This is a genomic window from Niabella terrae (assembly GCF_054783135.1).
Map to the genome: position 1 here is coordinate 86,209 of NZ_BAAGRD010000042.1, position 14,601 is coordinate 100,809.

The window sequence follows — 14,601 nt, forward strand, 5'->3', positions numbered from 1 at the left end:
TAAAATTTGAACAGATGCGATATGCCGGATTTTTTCTTTGTTTATGTTTTTCATTAAAATTCCTGCAGGCACAGCCTGGTTATACCACTACCCCGGACGGGGTAATCATTTATCCCGACCCCGTTGCCGGCAATGGGATTCATAGCCTGCAATTACAGGTGATCAGCAATAAGATCCTGCGGGTGACCGCCCTGCCCGCAGGAAGCCAAAGGCAGGATGCCAGTCTCTGTGTAATACCGCAGCAGCACACTGCCGACTGGCAGATAAATCCGGCCGGTGAGGATTCTCTGGTGCTGACCACACCCTTACTGATAACCGGGATTCAGCTAAAGACCGGCACACTCAGCTATTATGACCGCCAGGGCAGGTCGCTGATCCGTGAATCACCTGCGGGCAGGACCCTGCGACCGGTGGTGTTGGAGGGCCAGAACCTCTATGGTGTCCGGCAGGCATTTGAAATGAGCCCCGACGACGCTTATTACGGATTGGGACAACACCAGCAGGATCAGTTTGATTATAAAGGCCAGCAGGTATTGCTTTTTCAGAATAATACCGAAGTCGCCGTACCCTTCCTGGTTTCCCACAAACATTATGGTATCCTTTGGGACAATTATTCGCTGACGCGGGTGGGCGACACCCGGCCTTTACAGGAACTGTCGGCCTTACGCCTCTATGATCAACAGGGCCATGAAGGCTGGCTTACAGCTACTTTTAGTAATAACAAGGACCAGCCACGCCCCGATACAGTCCTGGCAGCCTCGGAAATCAGCTATCGTTATCTCAATGATTCCCGTCTTAAATTACCGCCAGGCTTTACGCCTGAAAAAGGCCTGGTCACCTGGGAAGGCGCTGTTGCCAGCAGTGTAGCAGGACGGCATCAGTTGATCGTCAACTATGCAGGATATACAAAAGTCTGGATCGATGACAGCCTGGTCTTCGATCAATGGCGTCAGGCCTGGAACCCAGGTTCCGGATGCATTCCGTTACATATGGAAGCGGATAGAAAATATGCTTTCAGGATTCAGTGGATTCCTGATGGTGGAGAATCTTATCTCAGTCTGCAATACCAGTCACCGGTTCCTGCTGAAGACCGCAATCGCCTGAATTTTGAAAGCGAAGCCGGCCGGCAGTTGGATTATTATTTTGTCTATGGTGCGGATCTGGACGAAGTGATCAGTGGCTATCGGACGCTGACGGGCAAGGCCGTCATGCTGCCCCGTTGGGCGATGGGCTTCTGGCAAAGCCGGGAGCGGTATAAAACCCAGGCCGAACTGGAAGCTGTGGTAGAGAATTTTCGTCAGCGGAAGATTCCGCTGGACAATATTGTGCTGGACTGGAGTTACTGGGCCGAAGACCAGTGGGGAAGTCAGGAATTTGATAAAAGCCGTTTCCCGGATCCGATCGGAATGATCCGAAAAGTGCATGACCTGAATGCCCATATCATGATTTCAGTCTGGCCAAAATTCTACGAAGGCATTCCGGTTTATGACAGTTTTATGTCCAGGGGCTGGTTGTACCGGCGCAATATCGCAGACCGTCAGCGGGACTGGATCGGTAAGGGCTACACTTCCACATTTTATGATGCTTTTAACCCGGAGGCCAGAGCGGGATTCTGGGAACTGATTCGCAGCAAGCTGTACACCAAAGGAATTGATGCCTGGTGGATGGATGCCAGTGAGCCGGATATACTTTCCAATGTATCGCCTGAGAAACGCAAGGCACAGATGCGGCCGACGGCGCTGGGAACGGCAGCCGAATTTCTGAACGCCTATCCACTGCAAAATGCCAAAGGCATTTATGAAGGTCAGCGGGGAACAGATCCGGATAAAAGGGTCTTCCTGCTGACCCGCTCGGGTTTTGCTGGTTCGCAACGGTATGCGGCGGTCATTTGGAGTGGTGATATTGCTTCGCGCTGGGAGGATATGAAAGCCCAGATTTCTGCGGGAATCAATTTTTCACTTTCAGGACTGCCCTACTGGACGATGGATATCGGTGGTTTTTCAGTGGAACGGCGGTATGAAAATCCCAATGCAGCAGACCTGGAAGAATGGCGGGAACTCAATACCCGCTGGTACCAGTTCGGAGCCTTTGTTCCCTTGTTCCGGGTCCACGGCCAGTTCCCTTTCCGTGAGATCTACAATATTGCGCCTTCAACGCATCCTGCCTATAAAAGCATGTTATATTATAACCGCCTGCGTTACCGGCTGATGCCTTATATCTATTCGCTGGCTGGTCAGGTCTACCACAGCGATGGCAGTATGATGCGGGGGCTGGTATTTGATTTTGCTGCCGATACCACAGTGACCCATATTGGCGATCAGTACCTGTTTGGTCCTTCGCTGCTGGTTAATCCTGTCTACCAATATAAAGCCCGCGAACGGCGCCTCTACCTGCCAGCGGGTCAGGGCTGGTATGATTTCTATACCGGAGTTTATTATAAAGGGGGACAATGGATCACAGCCACTGCGCCTTATGAGCGCATGCCCTTATTTGTCAAAGAAGGTGCGATCCTGCCCGTTGGTCCGGAACTGCAATACAGTGATGAGAAAAAAGCGGACCCCATTACCCTGTATATTTATACCGGCAGCGATGGCAGTTTTACCCTTTATGAAGATGAAGGGGTGAATTATCAGTATGAGAAAGGGCGCTATGCGGAAATTCCCATTCATTATGATGCCAGCCGCCGGCAGCTGACCCTGGGCGTACGTAAGGGCCATTTTCCGGGCATGTTGGAACAGCGACATTTTAATATACGGGTCATCAGCCCTGAAGATCCTTCAGGTTGGGATTTGGATGCACCGCCTACAACGAAGATTATTTACAGGGGAAAAGCGATTACAGTGCCCCTCTAGTATTCAATATTAAAAGATAATACGATGAATTTCAAAAGAATATTGTGTGTTATATTGAGTTTTACAATACTTTCTGTCTCGGCGCAGGAGCGGTCGGTAGACATCCACGGTGCATTACAGGTGGCCGGCGCCCGCCTGCTGGACCAACAGGGAACGCCGCTCAGACTAAAAGGTATGAGTTTTGGATGGAGTTGCTTCCATCCGCGTTTCTATACCGCCGGTGCTGTAAAAGAGCTGAAGGAGCAATGGCATTGTAATGTGGTCCGGGCTGCCTTGGGTGTGGAACCTGAAGGGGGGTATCTGAAGAATAAAGAAGCGGCCTGGCAACAGATGATCACGGTGATAGACGCCGCCATTCAGGAGGGGATTTATGTCATTGTCGATTGGCATAGTCATAATATCCAGTTGGAAGCTGCCCTGGAGTTTTTTACGAAAATTGCCAGCCGCTATAAGGACCAGCCCCATATTATTTATGAAATCTTCAATGAGCCGGATGAGGAAACCTGGGCAGAAGTTAAAGCTTATTCCGAAAAGCTGATCAGTGCCATCCGGGCTATTGATCCCGATAACATTATTCTGGTGGGAACACCCCATTGGTCGCAGGACCTGCATCTGGCAGCCGCAGACCCGATCAGGGGTCAGGAGAACCTGATGTATACCCTGCATTTTTATGCAGCAACGCATAAGAAGGCATTACGGGACCATGCCGGGGCCGCTATCGCGGCGGGACTTCCTGTGTTCGTTTCAGAATCTGCCGGCATGGAAGCGACCGGTGACGGACCGATAGATCAGCAGGAGTGGGAAGCTTATATCGACTGGATGCGGGAGCATAACCTGAGCTGGGTTACCTGGTCCGTCTCGGATAAAGATGAAACCTGTTCCGTACTCAACCCCTCGGCTGCTTCCGAGGGAGGCTGGAAGCCCGGGGATATCAAACGCTCCGGTAAAATGGTACAAGAATACCTGAAGGACTACTAAGATCACCGGCAGGCCGGGGCGACAGTCCTGTCTGATGCACTTTAATGGGGTTATTTTTGAGTATATTGCTGCAACCAACTAAATCTGATGCCGTATGATGAATAAAATTTCGATGTTAGCAATAGGGTTGTTATTGCTTCAGCTGATTGCTGCGCAACCGGCTCCAGCTGACCGGGAAGCGACACCAGAAGCACGCTATCTGTTTACCCGGCTGCAGCAGTTGATGAAGCGAGGCTATCTGGTGGGTCATCAGGACGACCTGGCTTATGGGGTTCACTGGAAATATGAACCGGGTCGCAGCGATGTACGGGAAGTGACGGGTGATTATCCCGGCATTTACGGATGGGAACTGGGTAATCTCGAACTGGGCCATGCGCAAAACCTGGACGGGGTGCCTTTTGACCGAATGAGAAGCTATATACAGGATGGCTACCGGCGCGGTGCCCTGATTACCATCAGCTGGCACCTGAATAATCCCCTGACCGGGAAAAATGCCTGGGATGCAGCGCCGGGTTCAGTAGCTGCCGTCCTGCCGGGTCATGAAAAACACGAACTGTTTAAAAGTTACCTTGATAAAGTGGCTGCATTCCTGGCCGCTGTCCGGGATGATCAGGGAAGACCGATTCCATTGCTGTGGCGTCCCTTTCATGAACATACCGGTGGCTGGTTCTGGTGGGGCGTTAAGAGTGGTAGCGACGAGGAGTTCCGGGAGCTGTTTCGTTTTTCTGTGGATTATTTACGCCAGGAAAAAGGACTGCACCAATTGCTGATTGGTTATAATACGGGTACTGAGTTTCAGAATGAAACCGAGCTTCTGGCGCGTTATCCGGGAGATGATTATGTAGATATCATTTCTTTTGATACCTATCAGCGGGGGGGCGGGGTTTATGATTCCGCTTTTGTCCGTCAACTGGATCAATGCCTGGGTGTGGTCAGTCGTATCGCTACAAAACGAGGTAAGATCCCTGCTGTCGGAGAGATAGGTTTCAATGGCATACCCTATACGCAATGGTTCATCAAGGTCCTGGCCCCGGTCTTTGACCGTCACAAATTTTCCTATGTGCTTTTCTGGCGCAACGCCGGTTATAAACCCCATAGTAAGGAAACTGAATTCTATTTGCCTTATAAGGGACACAGTTCGGCGCCGGATTTCAAAAAGTTCTACCAGCTTAAAAACACCCTTTTCGAAAAAGAGGCCTGTCGGTTCGGACTGTATCGGAAAAAATAATAAAGGGACAGGCCGCACGGATGCCACCTGTCCCTTCCCTGTTTAAAAAGTTTCATCAGCGCTGGGACCATAACTGCCCGGGATGGGGATATCCAGGAGACGCAGGTAAACACCCAGTTGGGCGCGGTGGTGAATGATTTGATTGATGCTGGTTCGAATGACCGCTTTTTTGGGATCGGTACTGTAAACGACTGCGCCACCACGCATGGTCCAGGGCAGGTCCAGATATTGTTCATTCTCAGCGTCGTTAAAATAAGTTCTGGCGGCCGCCATATTTTTTTCAAAATAAGCGAGTAAGGCTTCCCTGCTTTCAACCACTTCAGGCTGATAGTCACCGGTTTCAAAATCAATACCATCAGTTTGAAAGACCATTGGCACCCAGCCCGGTAGTTCCGCAATATGCGTGGCCAGCCGTTTCAGGGTCATGCTTTTCGGATGGGGTTGCCAATCAAACCGGTCCGCCGGTACAATTTCAAGAAACTTTCTGGTAGTGATCATTTCATTTTCAAAATCTTTGGAGAGGGTTGCTAATTGTGTCATATCGTTTTTGTTTAATACAGCAAAGAAAAAATAAGCCGGTGACAACGGCTTGTCAGTAGCTTTTAAAACTGCTCGATTAATATATAATTTTTAAATTGTGAACCTGTTGGTTGTCGGGTATAAGCGAACATGATCATTGACTTATACTGTACCTGCAGCTCAGGGGCGTAAATGATACCCCCGGACGATTGATAGAAATAAATCGATACATATGAAATGCTTGTCCTGGATACTGATAGGTCTGTTGTTCTTTTCAAAGGCGAAAGCCGGCGGCGATCCCCCTTGCTCCCTGGGCATTTATGATATGCGGGTTGCCTTTCTCAATAAGCCATTGGGCATCGATGACAGCCTGCCGCCTTTCAGTTGGAAGCTGGTCGCCCGCCGGCCGGATGATTATGGACAGGCCCAGACGGCATATCAGGTGCTGGTGGCTTCCTCTCCAAAGCTCCTGGTAGCAGGTCGGGCGGATCTCTGGGACAGCCACTGGGTGTCTTCGACAGCCACGAGTCATATCCGATATAGCGGCCAACCCCTGCAATCCGACCGTACTTACTACTGGAAGGTTCGGGTACGGGATGAAAAAGGGCGTAGCTCCGACTGGAGTGAAACCACCCGGTTCAGTACGGGTTTTCTGGATCCGGCAGCATGGCGGGCTGACTGGATTGGGGATGATCAGGTGTATGATCCGACGCAGAAAGACTGTAATATCCGGGATCCCTGGTTTCGGAAAAGTTTTCAGTTGGAGCAGCAACCAGACCGGGCCATGTTCTATATCGCCTCTATCGGTTATCATGAACTCTATGTTAATGGACAAAGAGTGGGCCATCAGGTATTGGCACCCGCGGTTACCGATCATACCAAACGGGCCAGGTATTTTACCTATGATATCCGCCCTTACCTGAAGCAGGGGGCCAATACCCTGGGTGTATGGCTGGGTACCTCCTGGTCGATATTTGCGCCCTATATTGTCAGTAATCAGCGCCCGCTTCGACCGCTATTTACCGCCTGGTGCGGATTTTATACTGCCGGTAATTCAGTGCCATTTATGAAGCTTTCAAGCGATGTAAGCTGGATGACCAAGCCGAGCCCGAATCAGTTACTGGGTAGCTGGGATTTTGCCAAGATGGGTGGGGAGCTTTGGGACGACCGGCAAGCCGATAGTTGCTGGAATCAAGGGAACTGCCAGCATCCGGGCTGGCAGCAGGCGCAAAGCTACCGGATCCCGCTCGGGCTTTCGGCTCAGATGGTCGAAGGAAACGAAAAGGTAACCGAGATCCGGCCCCGGAAAATAGAGCGGCTCGCCAACGGGGATTACCGGGTGGATTTTGGAACAAATTTCGCAGGCTGGACTCAGGTAAGATTACGCGGGCAACCGGGGGCTCGGATTGACCTGCTATTTTCAGAACGTGCACAGGAAACCATGACTTTCGATATGCGCAGTGCCTTTATCATCGGGCCGGCGGGCGAAGGTGTATTTCGCAACCGATTCAATTATAGTTCCGGCCGCTGGATGACCATTCGGGGACTCGATGCTGCACCGGAGCTGAAAGATATTACCGGCTGGATGATCCGAACCGCTTATAGCAATCAAACCAGTTTCAGTAGTTCGGATACCCTGATCAACTGGATTGAAGACCGGGTCAGGTGGACTTTTGAAAATCTTTCGTTAGGAGGCTATGTCGTGGATTGTCCGCAAAGGGAACGTATGGGCTATGGTGGTGATGCCCATGCCACCAGTGAAACGGGAATGTATCATTATGGCCTGGAGGCTTTCTACAATAAATGGATGCAGGACTGGCGGGATGTACAGGGAACCGAACCCATGGTGGGCAATATGCGGGATACCGGCTATGCACGCCGGGCAGTGACCAGCGGCCGGATCATGAATAATGGCATCTTGCCGCATACTGCGCCGACTTATTGGGGTGGTGGCGGCCCCGCCTGGGGTGGCATTGTCGTCAGCCTGCCCTGGTTTATTTATCAGCATTATGGCAACCGGCGTATCCTCGAAGACAATTATACGTTGATCACCAACTGGCTGGGATTTCTTGAGACCCATGTCGAAGGGGATATCTTACAGCGCTTTGGTGGTAAATGGGATTTTCTGGGTGATTGGCTCTGGCCGAATGCCACGGCCGAGGGTATGAACAATGATCAACCCGAAACCCTTTGTCTGAATAATAGTTACAGAGTCTTTAATTTAAGGACGGCCGTCAAAATCGCTACGGTATTGGGAAGGACAGCTGATGCCCGTCGCTGGCAGCAACAGGCAGATGCCGCTTCCCTTGCCATCCATAAGCGGTTTTATGATCACCAGAAAAAGATTTATGCCGACGGCTCAATGGCCAATCTGGCGGCCGCCCTGTTGGCGGGCGTTGTGCCGGCCGATCAGCAGGCAGCAGTGGAAGCGGCATTGGAGCATGAGATCCTGGTACATCGCAAGGGACATATTCATGCGGGCATTACGGGGGGCGCCCTGCTGTTTCTATGGCTGCGGCAACAGAACCGTAATGACCTGATTTATTCGATGCTGTCTCAGAAAGGGTATCCTGGCTGGGGCTTTATGAAGGCGAATGACGCTACTACGATCTGGGAAATGTGGGAGAAGGACCTTCCGGGGCATTCCTTACTGCACAGTTCTTATTTATATCCGGGTGCCTGGATGATTGACGGACTGGCGGGCATTAAGAAAACGGCACCGGGCTTCACCAGTTTTGACATCCGTCCCCCAGCCGCAACAGCGACCGATCTGCAATGGGTGCGCACGAGTTTTGACGCCCCTTCGGGCCGCATTCAGTTGCACTGGTCGCGCGCCTCCGGTCAACTGGCCCTGGCCTTGCGGGTACCGCCCAATACCAGCGCCAGACTCGTCGTACCGGCTGCGGATGCTTTTACCGGAGCCGCAGCCATGCGGGGTGTACAGCAGGTGGACCAGCGGGATGGTATGTTTATCTACCAGCTGGAGCCAGGGCAGTATCGTTTTGGAAAAATTGAACCCTTATAGGCGGGCATGACCGTAAAAGTTAAAAAACCGATGCCTGTTTTGTAATTATTTCCTATATTTAATTGTTTAAATGACAATTAAAAAATTTGCCATGAAAAAAATTATTATTGCTTGTGTTACGATGTTGACGACTATGGGAATCTCAGCCCAACAGGCCACGGCCCGATTGTCAGTGGGGGAGGCTAAAACGCTGATCAGCCGCCATATTTACGGACATTTTGCAGAACACCTGGGCCGGTGTATTTACGATGGCTTCTGGGTGGACAGCAGTCTGGATGTAGCAAAGAAGGGCCGCATCCGCATGGATGTTGTCGAAGCACTCAAAAAAATCCATATTCCCAATCTCCGCTGGCCGGGTGGCTGTTTTGCGGATGAGTATCACTGGCGGGATGGGATCGGGGCGCCTGCAAGCCGGCCCAAAATGGTCAACACCAATTGGGGCGGGGTTTCAGAAGACAATAGTTTTGGAACCCATGAATTTCTGGAACTCTGTGAACTGCTGGGCACCGAACCCTATATCGCCGGAAACGTCGGAAGCGGTACCGTGGAGGAAATGGCCAAATGGGTCGAGTACCTAAACTCACCTGCGGTTTCTACCGTCACAGAAATGCGTCGCAGCAATGGGCGGGAACAACCCTGGAAGGTAGCGTTTTGGGGCGTGGGTAATGAAAGCTGGGGCTGTGGGGGCAATATGACGCCTGAATTTTATGCCGACCAGTATCGTCGCTATGCAACCTATACCCGCAATTATCCGGGGGCACCACTGAAAAAAATTGCAGGCGGCGCCAATTCCTTTGATTATAACTGGACGGAAGTTCTGATGAAGAAAGTGCCCGCCTCGCAGATGTGGGGACTGAGCCTTCATTATTACACCATCCCCACCGGTAACTGGGGCAAGAAAGGTTCTGCAACGGCGTTTGACGAACAGGAATATTTTAATACGATGGCCAATTGCCTGAAAATGGAGACCCTGGTTCGCCGGCATTCGGAAATCATGGATCGATACGATAAGGAAAAGAAAGTAGCCCTGGTGGTGGATGAATGGGGCATTTGGACCGATGTGGAACCCGGTACCAACCCCGGCTTTCTTTACCAGCAGAACAGTATGCGCGATGCCCTGATTGCCGCGACTACCCTCAATATATTTAATAACCATGCCGACCGGGTACGAATGGCCAATCTGGCCCAGACCCTGAACGTATTGCAATCTGTTGTGCTGACCCGAGGAAAGGACATGCTGCTGACGCCGACCTATTATGTCTTTGATCTGTTTCAGCACCATATGGACAGCCGACTTGTACCATTGCAGATGGAAGTGCCTGATTATGTTAAGGGTGGAGAAAAAATACCGGCGATTAACGGATCCGCTTCTCTTGACAGTACCGGAAAATTATGCATCACCCTGACCAATCTGGATCCCAACCGGACCCTGCCGGTACAGGCGGGACTGGACGGCAAAAGCTTTCGTAAGGTAACGGGGCGCATCCTCACAGCCGATCATTTTACCGATATCAATAGCTTTGAAGATAAAAACAAGGTCACGCCGCAATCCTTTACAAAGGCGAAGATTTCAAAAGATAAATTGGAGCTGCAGCTGCCGCCACTCAGTGTGGTGTGTTTGGTACTCGAGTAAATTGCTGGAAGGGTAATCGAGTGGGAGGATCGCTATTATTTCCCCTATCTGGCCTCCCTCAGCACTTTATAGGTTTGCAAAAAAAAGACGGCGTTAATCGCCGTCTTTTTTACACTATGTAAACTTCTTATTTTTATGTTTTGACATTGTTATCCGGCTAAATATGGGTTATTTAGCTGTAACCCTTACTGAGTAGATGTTACAGCCTAAAATTGTCTTGTTCCCAATAATATTAAAAAATATATTTCGCCACAAGTAGTAAAAAAAGTGAGTTTTGGCGGAATATAAGGCAATATTACTTTTCTCTTTCACTATGACCTATGAATATAAACAGTGTCAATAAAGGAAAAGCGATTTTCAGTTGGCCTTGTTTAAATTGACAATTGGAGCTGGTGCTAATCCTTATTTTTGAGCGAAATAAATTTTAAAGCGACAGGATATTCTTAAGATTTTATAGAAAATTTACAATCCACGGATTGCAAGTTTTTGCATTTTTTTAAATCTTCCGGAAATAGTTTGAAACTAATCAATAAGCCTCTACTGCCAAACAGTAATCTAACTTTTTTGATAATCTCTATATAAGCCTTGTATTCAACTAAAAAGACATTTCCGGAAAACATTAAATAAGAACCGTTTTAATAATGCCATCTCACAAAGGCTTCCATTGCTGCATAATGGGTTAGTCCCAGATCAGCATAAATCTTTGCTGTTGCTGCATTTCTTTCTTCGGCGCGTTGCCAGAACTCGCGGTCATCGGCTCCCTGGAAGGGTACAGCGTCTTTCTGGGATTGGTGAATGAAGATGCCAAAACGCTTTTTCATGACCTGTTCCGGACTCATGGGAATGGCCATTTCAATGTCTTCGATATTCCATTCCTGCCAGGCGCCTTTATACAGCCACATCCAGCAGTCATCGACCCAATCATCACCTTCTGCCTTGATTCTTTGCAGGGCGTAGAGTACCGCCTGGAAGCAGACCAGATGGGTACCGTGAGGATCCGCAAAATCACCGGCGCAGAATACCTGATGGGGTTTGATCTGGCGGAGCAATTCCATGGTAATCTTAATGTCTTTTTCACCCAGCGGTTTTTTCTCGATGGTGCCCGTCTCATAGAAGGGCAGGTTCTGAAAATGCACATTCCCGGGTTGGACACCCACATAGTTACAAGTGGCTTTGGCTTCTCCGCGGCGGATCAGTCCTTTGATCGCCCGGATGGTCGCCGAATCTGTCTGACCGGGTTTCTTGCCGGAAATATATTTACGGGCCTGTTTGTGAATTTTTTCCGGAATTTCTGAATTGATTTTGGCGATTTCATTAAAGCCAACGGCGAAATCCAGAAAACGGGTGACAAATTCATCGGTGACAGCGATATTGCCGGAAGTCTGGTAGGCGACATGCACTTCATGGCCCTGATCAACCAAGCGCTGGAAAGTACCGCCCATACTGATGATATCGTCATCCGGATGGGGAGAAAAGATCACTGATCTTTTGGGATAAGGTTCCGAACGTTCCGGATGGTTGGGAATAACGGCATTGGGTTTACCACCCGGCCAGCCGGTAATGCTGTCCCGGAGCATATAGTACACTTCCAGGTTGATCTCATAAGCGTCCCCTTTTTCCACCAGCAGGTCGCTCAGCCCATTATCATTATAATCTTCATTGGTCAGGCTCAGTACGGTTTTGCCCAGGTTCAGTGCCATATGAACGACCGCTTTTTTTGTCATCGCCGGTGTCCATTCACATTCACCCGTCAGCCAGGGTGACTTCAGGCGGGTCAGGCTGGAAGCCGCACCTTCGTCCAGGACAAAGCGAACATTGTCATGATTCTGCAAGAAAGAAGCCGGTACGGTATCGGTATCGTCATCTTCCACCGCTTTTTTAACAGCATCGGCCTTGCTCTGTCCCCAGGCCATCAGAATAATCTGTTTGGATTTCAGGATGGTGCTGATGCCCATGGTAATGGCCATCCGGGGAACTTCGGAAATCGTGGCAAATTCATAGGCATTGGCCATCCGGGTATTATTGGTCAGGTTGACCAGCCTGGTTTTGGTGTAAATACCGGAACCGGGTTCATTAAAACCTATATGGCCATTGTTGCCGATACCCAGGATCTGCAGGTCAATGCCGCCGACCGCTTCGATCTGCTTTTCATAATCGACACAGACCGATTTAATTTTGTCCTTGGATATTTCGCCGTCGGGTATATGAATATTGGATCGCTTGATGTCCACGTGACTGAACAGGTGCACATCCATAAAACGGTTATAGCTCTGAATCGCTTCCTTATTGATCGGATAGTACTCATCCAGGTTGAAAGTGATTACATTTTTGAAACTCAGCTTTTCCTCCTTATGCATCCGAACCAGTTCGGCATAGACGGTCTTGGGGCTGGAACCGGTGGCCAGACCCAGTACACAGTTTTGCTTCAGTTTCTGCTTTTTGCGGATCAGGTCGGCGATGGTCCTGGCGATGGCCAGTGAACCTGCCCGGGCATCCGGGTAAATATCAATACCTATTTTTTCCAGGCTGTCTAATTGTCCGACCTGTGCTGTTTTCTTGTTCATCTGTATATTAGTTAGTTGTCATTTTTATGATGGAGCGTACCCTTCAGGCGGTACGGCCGGCAGGGGGTATAACAAAGCGCAGCAAACTTAATCTATTTTCAGGATTGCTGACTTCGCCGGACTGATAAATCTCCAGACTATTTGCCATAATAATTGGTTCCCCAGAGATCATAACGTTTTTTCTGGGTAATGAGCCGCTTTGAAAAGTCTTCCCAGTTCTTGTTCTTCTGGGGCGTCCATAGGACTTCACTAACTGCCGCCACCCTAGGGAAAATCATGTATTCCACCTTGGAACCATTATCGATATATTCGGTCCAGAGATTGGCCTGGCCGCCATAAATATATTGCTGCTCCTGCGGGCTCAGCGCATCCGGCAACAGTTTCCAGCTGTAGACTTTTGCGATGTCCAGGTACCTGCCATTATTATTGGTAATAGTGACGGAATCTTCTTTGGGCGCCTGCTGGTAATCTATATAGGCGTAGGTTGTCGGCGTCATAATCACATTATGGTGTTCCTTCGCTGCCTGGATACCACCTTTTTCACCACGCCAGCTCATCACCCAGGCATTGGGTGCCAGTCCGCCCTCCAGGATCTCATCCCAGCCAATCAGTGTCTTGCCTTTACTGTTCAGGTACTTTTCAATTCTTTGTACGAAATAACTCTGCAGGTAGTGTTCGGCTTTATGCTTATCATCAGATTTGATATGCAGGTCGCTGATCCGGCGCTGACAATTGGGACATTGTTCCCAATTGGTCTTCGGCGCTTCATCCCCGCCGATATGCACAATTTTGGATGGGAACAGGGGCAATACTTCATCCAGTACATTCTGCAGAAATTCAAAAGTGCTTTCCTTACCGGCACAGAAAATATCATCATAGACACCCCAGCTCTGCATGACCTGTTTGCCTTCCTGCGGTCCGGCCCAGAATTCGGGTTTGTTTTTATTCTTTTTGAAAAATTCAAAAGTGGCTTTTTCCGGAAAGCAACTCAGGAAAGGATATGCGGCGATCGCTGCACTGCCATGCCCGGGCATTTCTATTTCCGGAATTACGGTAATATATCGGTCGGCCGCATATTTGACAATTTCCCTTACCTCGTCCTGTGTATAAAAACCGCCATATTTTTCGTTGGTCGTGCCGGTGCCGGGGAACCTGCCGACGATGGTGCCGTTTCTCCAGGCACCCACTTCGGTCAATTTGGGATATTTTTTGATTTCTATCCGCCAGCCCTGATCTTCGGTGAGATGCCAGTGGAAATAATTCATTTTATGCAAGGCGATATAGTCGATATACCTTTTTACAAAAGAGAGCGGAAAATAATGCCGGCCAACATCCAGCATCAGGCCCCTGTATTTAGAGGCCGGGGCATCCGTTATGGTCACAGCCGGGATGGAAAGGCTCTGTGAGCGCTCTGTGGGCAATAACTGGATCAGGGACTGAAGACCCAGAAAAGCACCGGCGGCACTGCTGCCCTTTATTTGTACACCGTTTTTGCCTGAAATCAGGGTATAAGCATCGCGGTCTCCTTTTTTGGAGCTGATCAGAATGCCTTTTTTACCGGAGCGTTGTACCGGAAGACTAAAACCATAGCAATGTTGCAGGTAATCATTCAGAAATGCTGCAGATTTTCTGTCCTCACCGGTGGTGGCAATGATCGGTGTATTTTTGGTAATCAGGAAATTTCCGGATTGTACGCTAAGTTCAAGGGGTTTGGGGATGATTTGAGGGGATTGGGCAAATAGTGCCTGACCCAAAAGGCAGTACGTTAAGACGGCAAGGGGCCATCGCATAAATTTTAAGCT

General features: G+C 49.7%; 8 protein-coding genes. 5 read left to right on the top strand and 3 right to left on the bottom strand.

Annotation, left to right across the window (positions count from 1 at the left end; all coding sequences use genetic code 11):
- Nucleotides 1–14 precede the first annotated feature (14 nt).
- The 3 genes from ACYVI9_RS18285 (at nt 15) to ACYVI9_RS18295 (ending at nt 5,058) form a co-directional block, all read left to right on the top strand.
- Entirely contained in the window at nt 15–2,852 is a 2,838-nt protein-coding gene (locus ACYVI9_RS18285; RefSeq protein ID WP_460767659.1) for a glycoside hydrolase family 31 protein, read from the top strand.
- Nucleotides 2,853–2,906: 54 nt separating this feature from the next.
- Nucleotides 2,907–3,830, top strand: coding sequence for a glycoside hydrolase family 5 protein (locus ACYVI9_RS18290; RefSeq protein WP_460767662.1), 924 nt, complete (start codon nt 2,907–2,909; stop codon nt 3,828–3,830).
- Between the two features lie 94 nt (nt 3,831–3,924).
- Nucleotides 3,925–5,058, top strand: coding sequence for a glycoside hydrolase family 26 protein (locus tag ACYVI9_RS18295; protein WP_460767665.1), 1,134 nt, complete (start codon nt 3,925–3,927; stop codon nt 5,056–5,058).
- Nucleotides 5,059–5,100: 42 nt separating this feature from the next.
- Here ACYVI9_RS18295 and ACYVI9_RS18300 read toward each other — a convergent pair whose 3' ends face one another.
- Nucleotides 5,101–5,598 carry a DinB family protein gene (locus tag ACYVI9_RS18300; protein WP_460767668.1) on the bottom strand — a complete coding sequence of 166 codons (498 nt, stop codon included), beginning with the start codon at nt 5,596–5,598 and terminating at the stop codon, nt 5,101–5,103.
- A 211-nt stretch (nt 5,599–5,809) separates the two neighbouring features.
- On the opposite strand from ACYVI9_RS18300, the gene ACYVI9_RS18305 reads away from it, so the two are divergent.
- Together ACYVI9_RS18305 and ACYVI9_RS18310 are read left to right on the top strand one after the other, a co-directional pair.
- The gene (locus tag ACYVI9_RS18305) at nt 5,810–8,602 is read left to right on the top strand and encodes a family 78 glycoside hydrolase catalytic domain (RefSeq protein WP_460767671.1); all 2,793 of its coding nucleotides are present in this window, start codon (nt 5,810–5,812) and stop codon (nt 8,600–8,602) included.
- 91 nt (nt 8,603–8,693) lie between these two features.
- Complete coding sequence (locus tag ACYVI9_RS18310; RefSeq protein ID WP_460767674.1) at nt 8,694–10,235, top strand: alpha-N-arabinofuranosidase; 1,542 nt, start codon at nt 8,694–8,696, stop codon at nt 10,233–10,235.
- Nucleotides 10,236–10,870: 635 nt separating this feature from the next.
- On the opposite strand, the gene nagB is transcribed toward ACYVI9_RS18310, so the two are convergent.
- Nucleotides 10,871–12,799, bottom strand: a complete 1,929-nt coding sequence (nagB, locus tag ACYVI9_RS18315) for a glucosamine-6-phosphate deaminase (protein ID WP_460767677.1) — start codon at nt 12,797–12,799, stop codon at nt 10,871–10,873.
- A gap of 137 nt (nt 12,800–12,936) precedes the next feature.
- Nucleotides 12,937–14,553 carry a beta-N-acetylhexosaminidase gene (locus tag ACYVI9_RS18320; protein ID WP_460767680.1) on the bottom strand — a complete coding sequence of 539 codons (1,617 nt, stop codon included), beginning with the start codon at nt 14,551–14,553 and terminating at the stop codon, nt 12,937–12,939.
- Between the last annotated feature and the right edge of the window lie 48 nt (nt 14,554–14,601).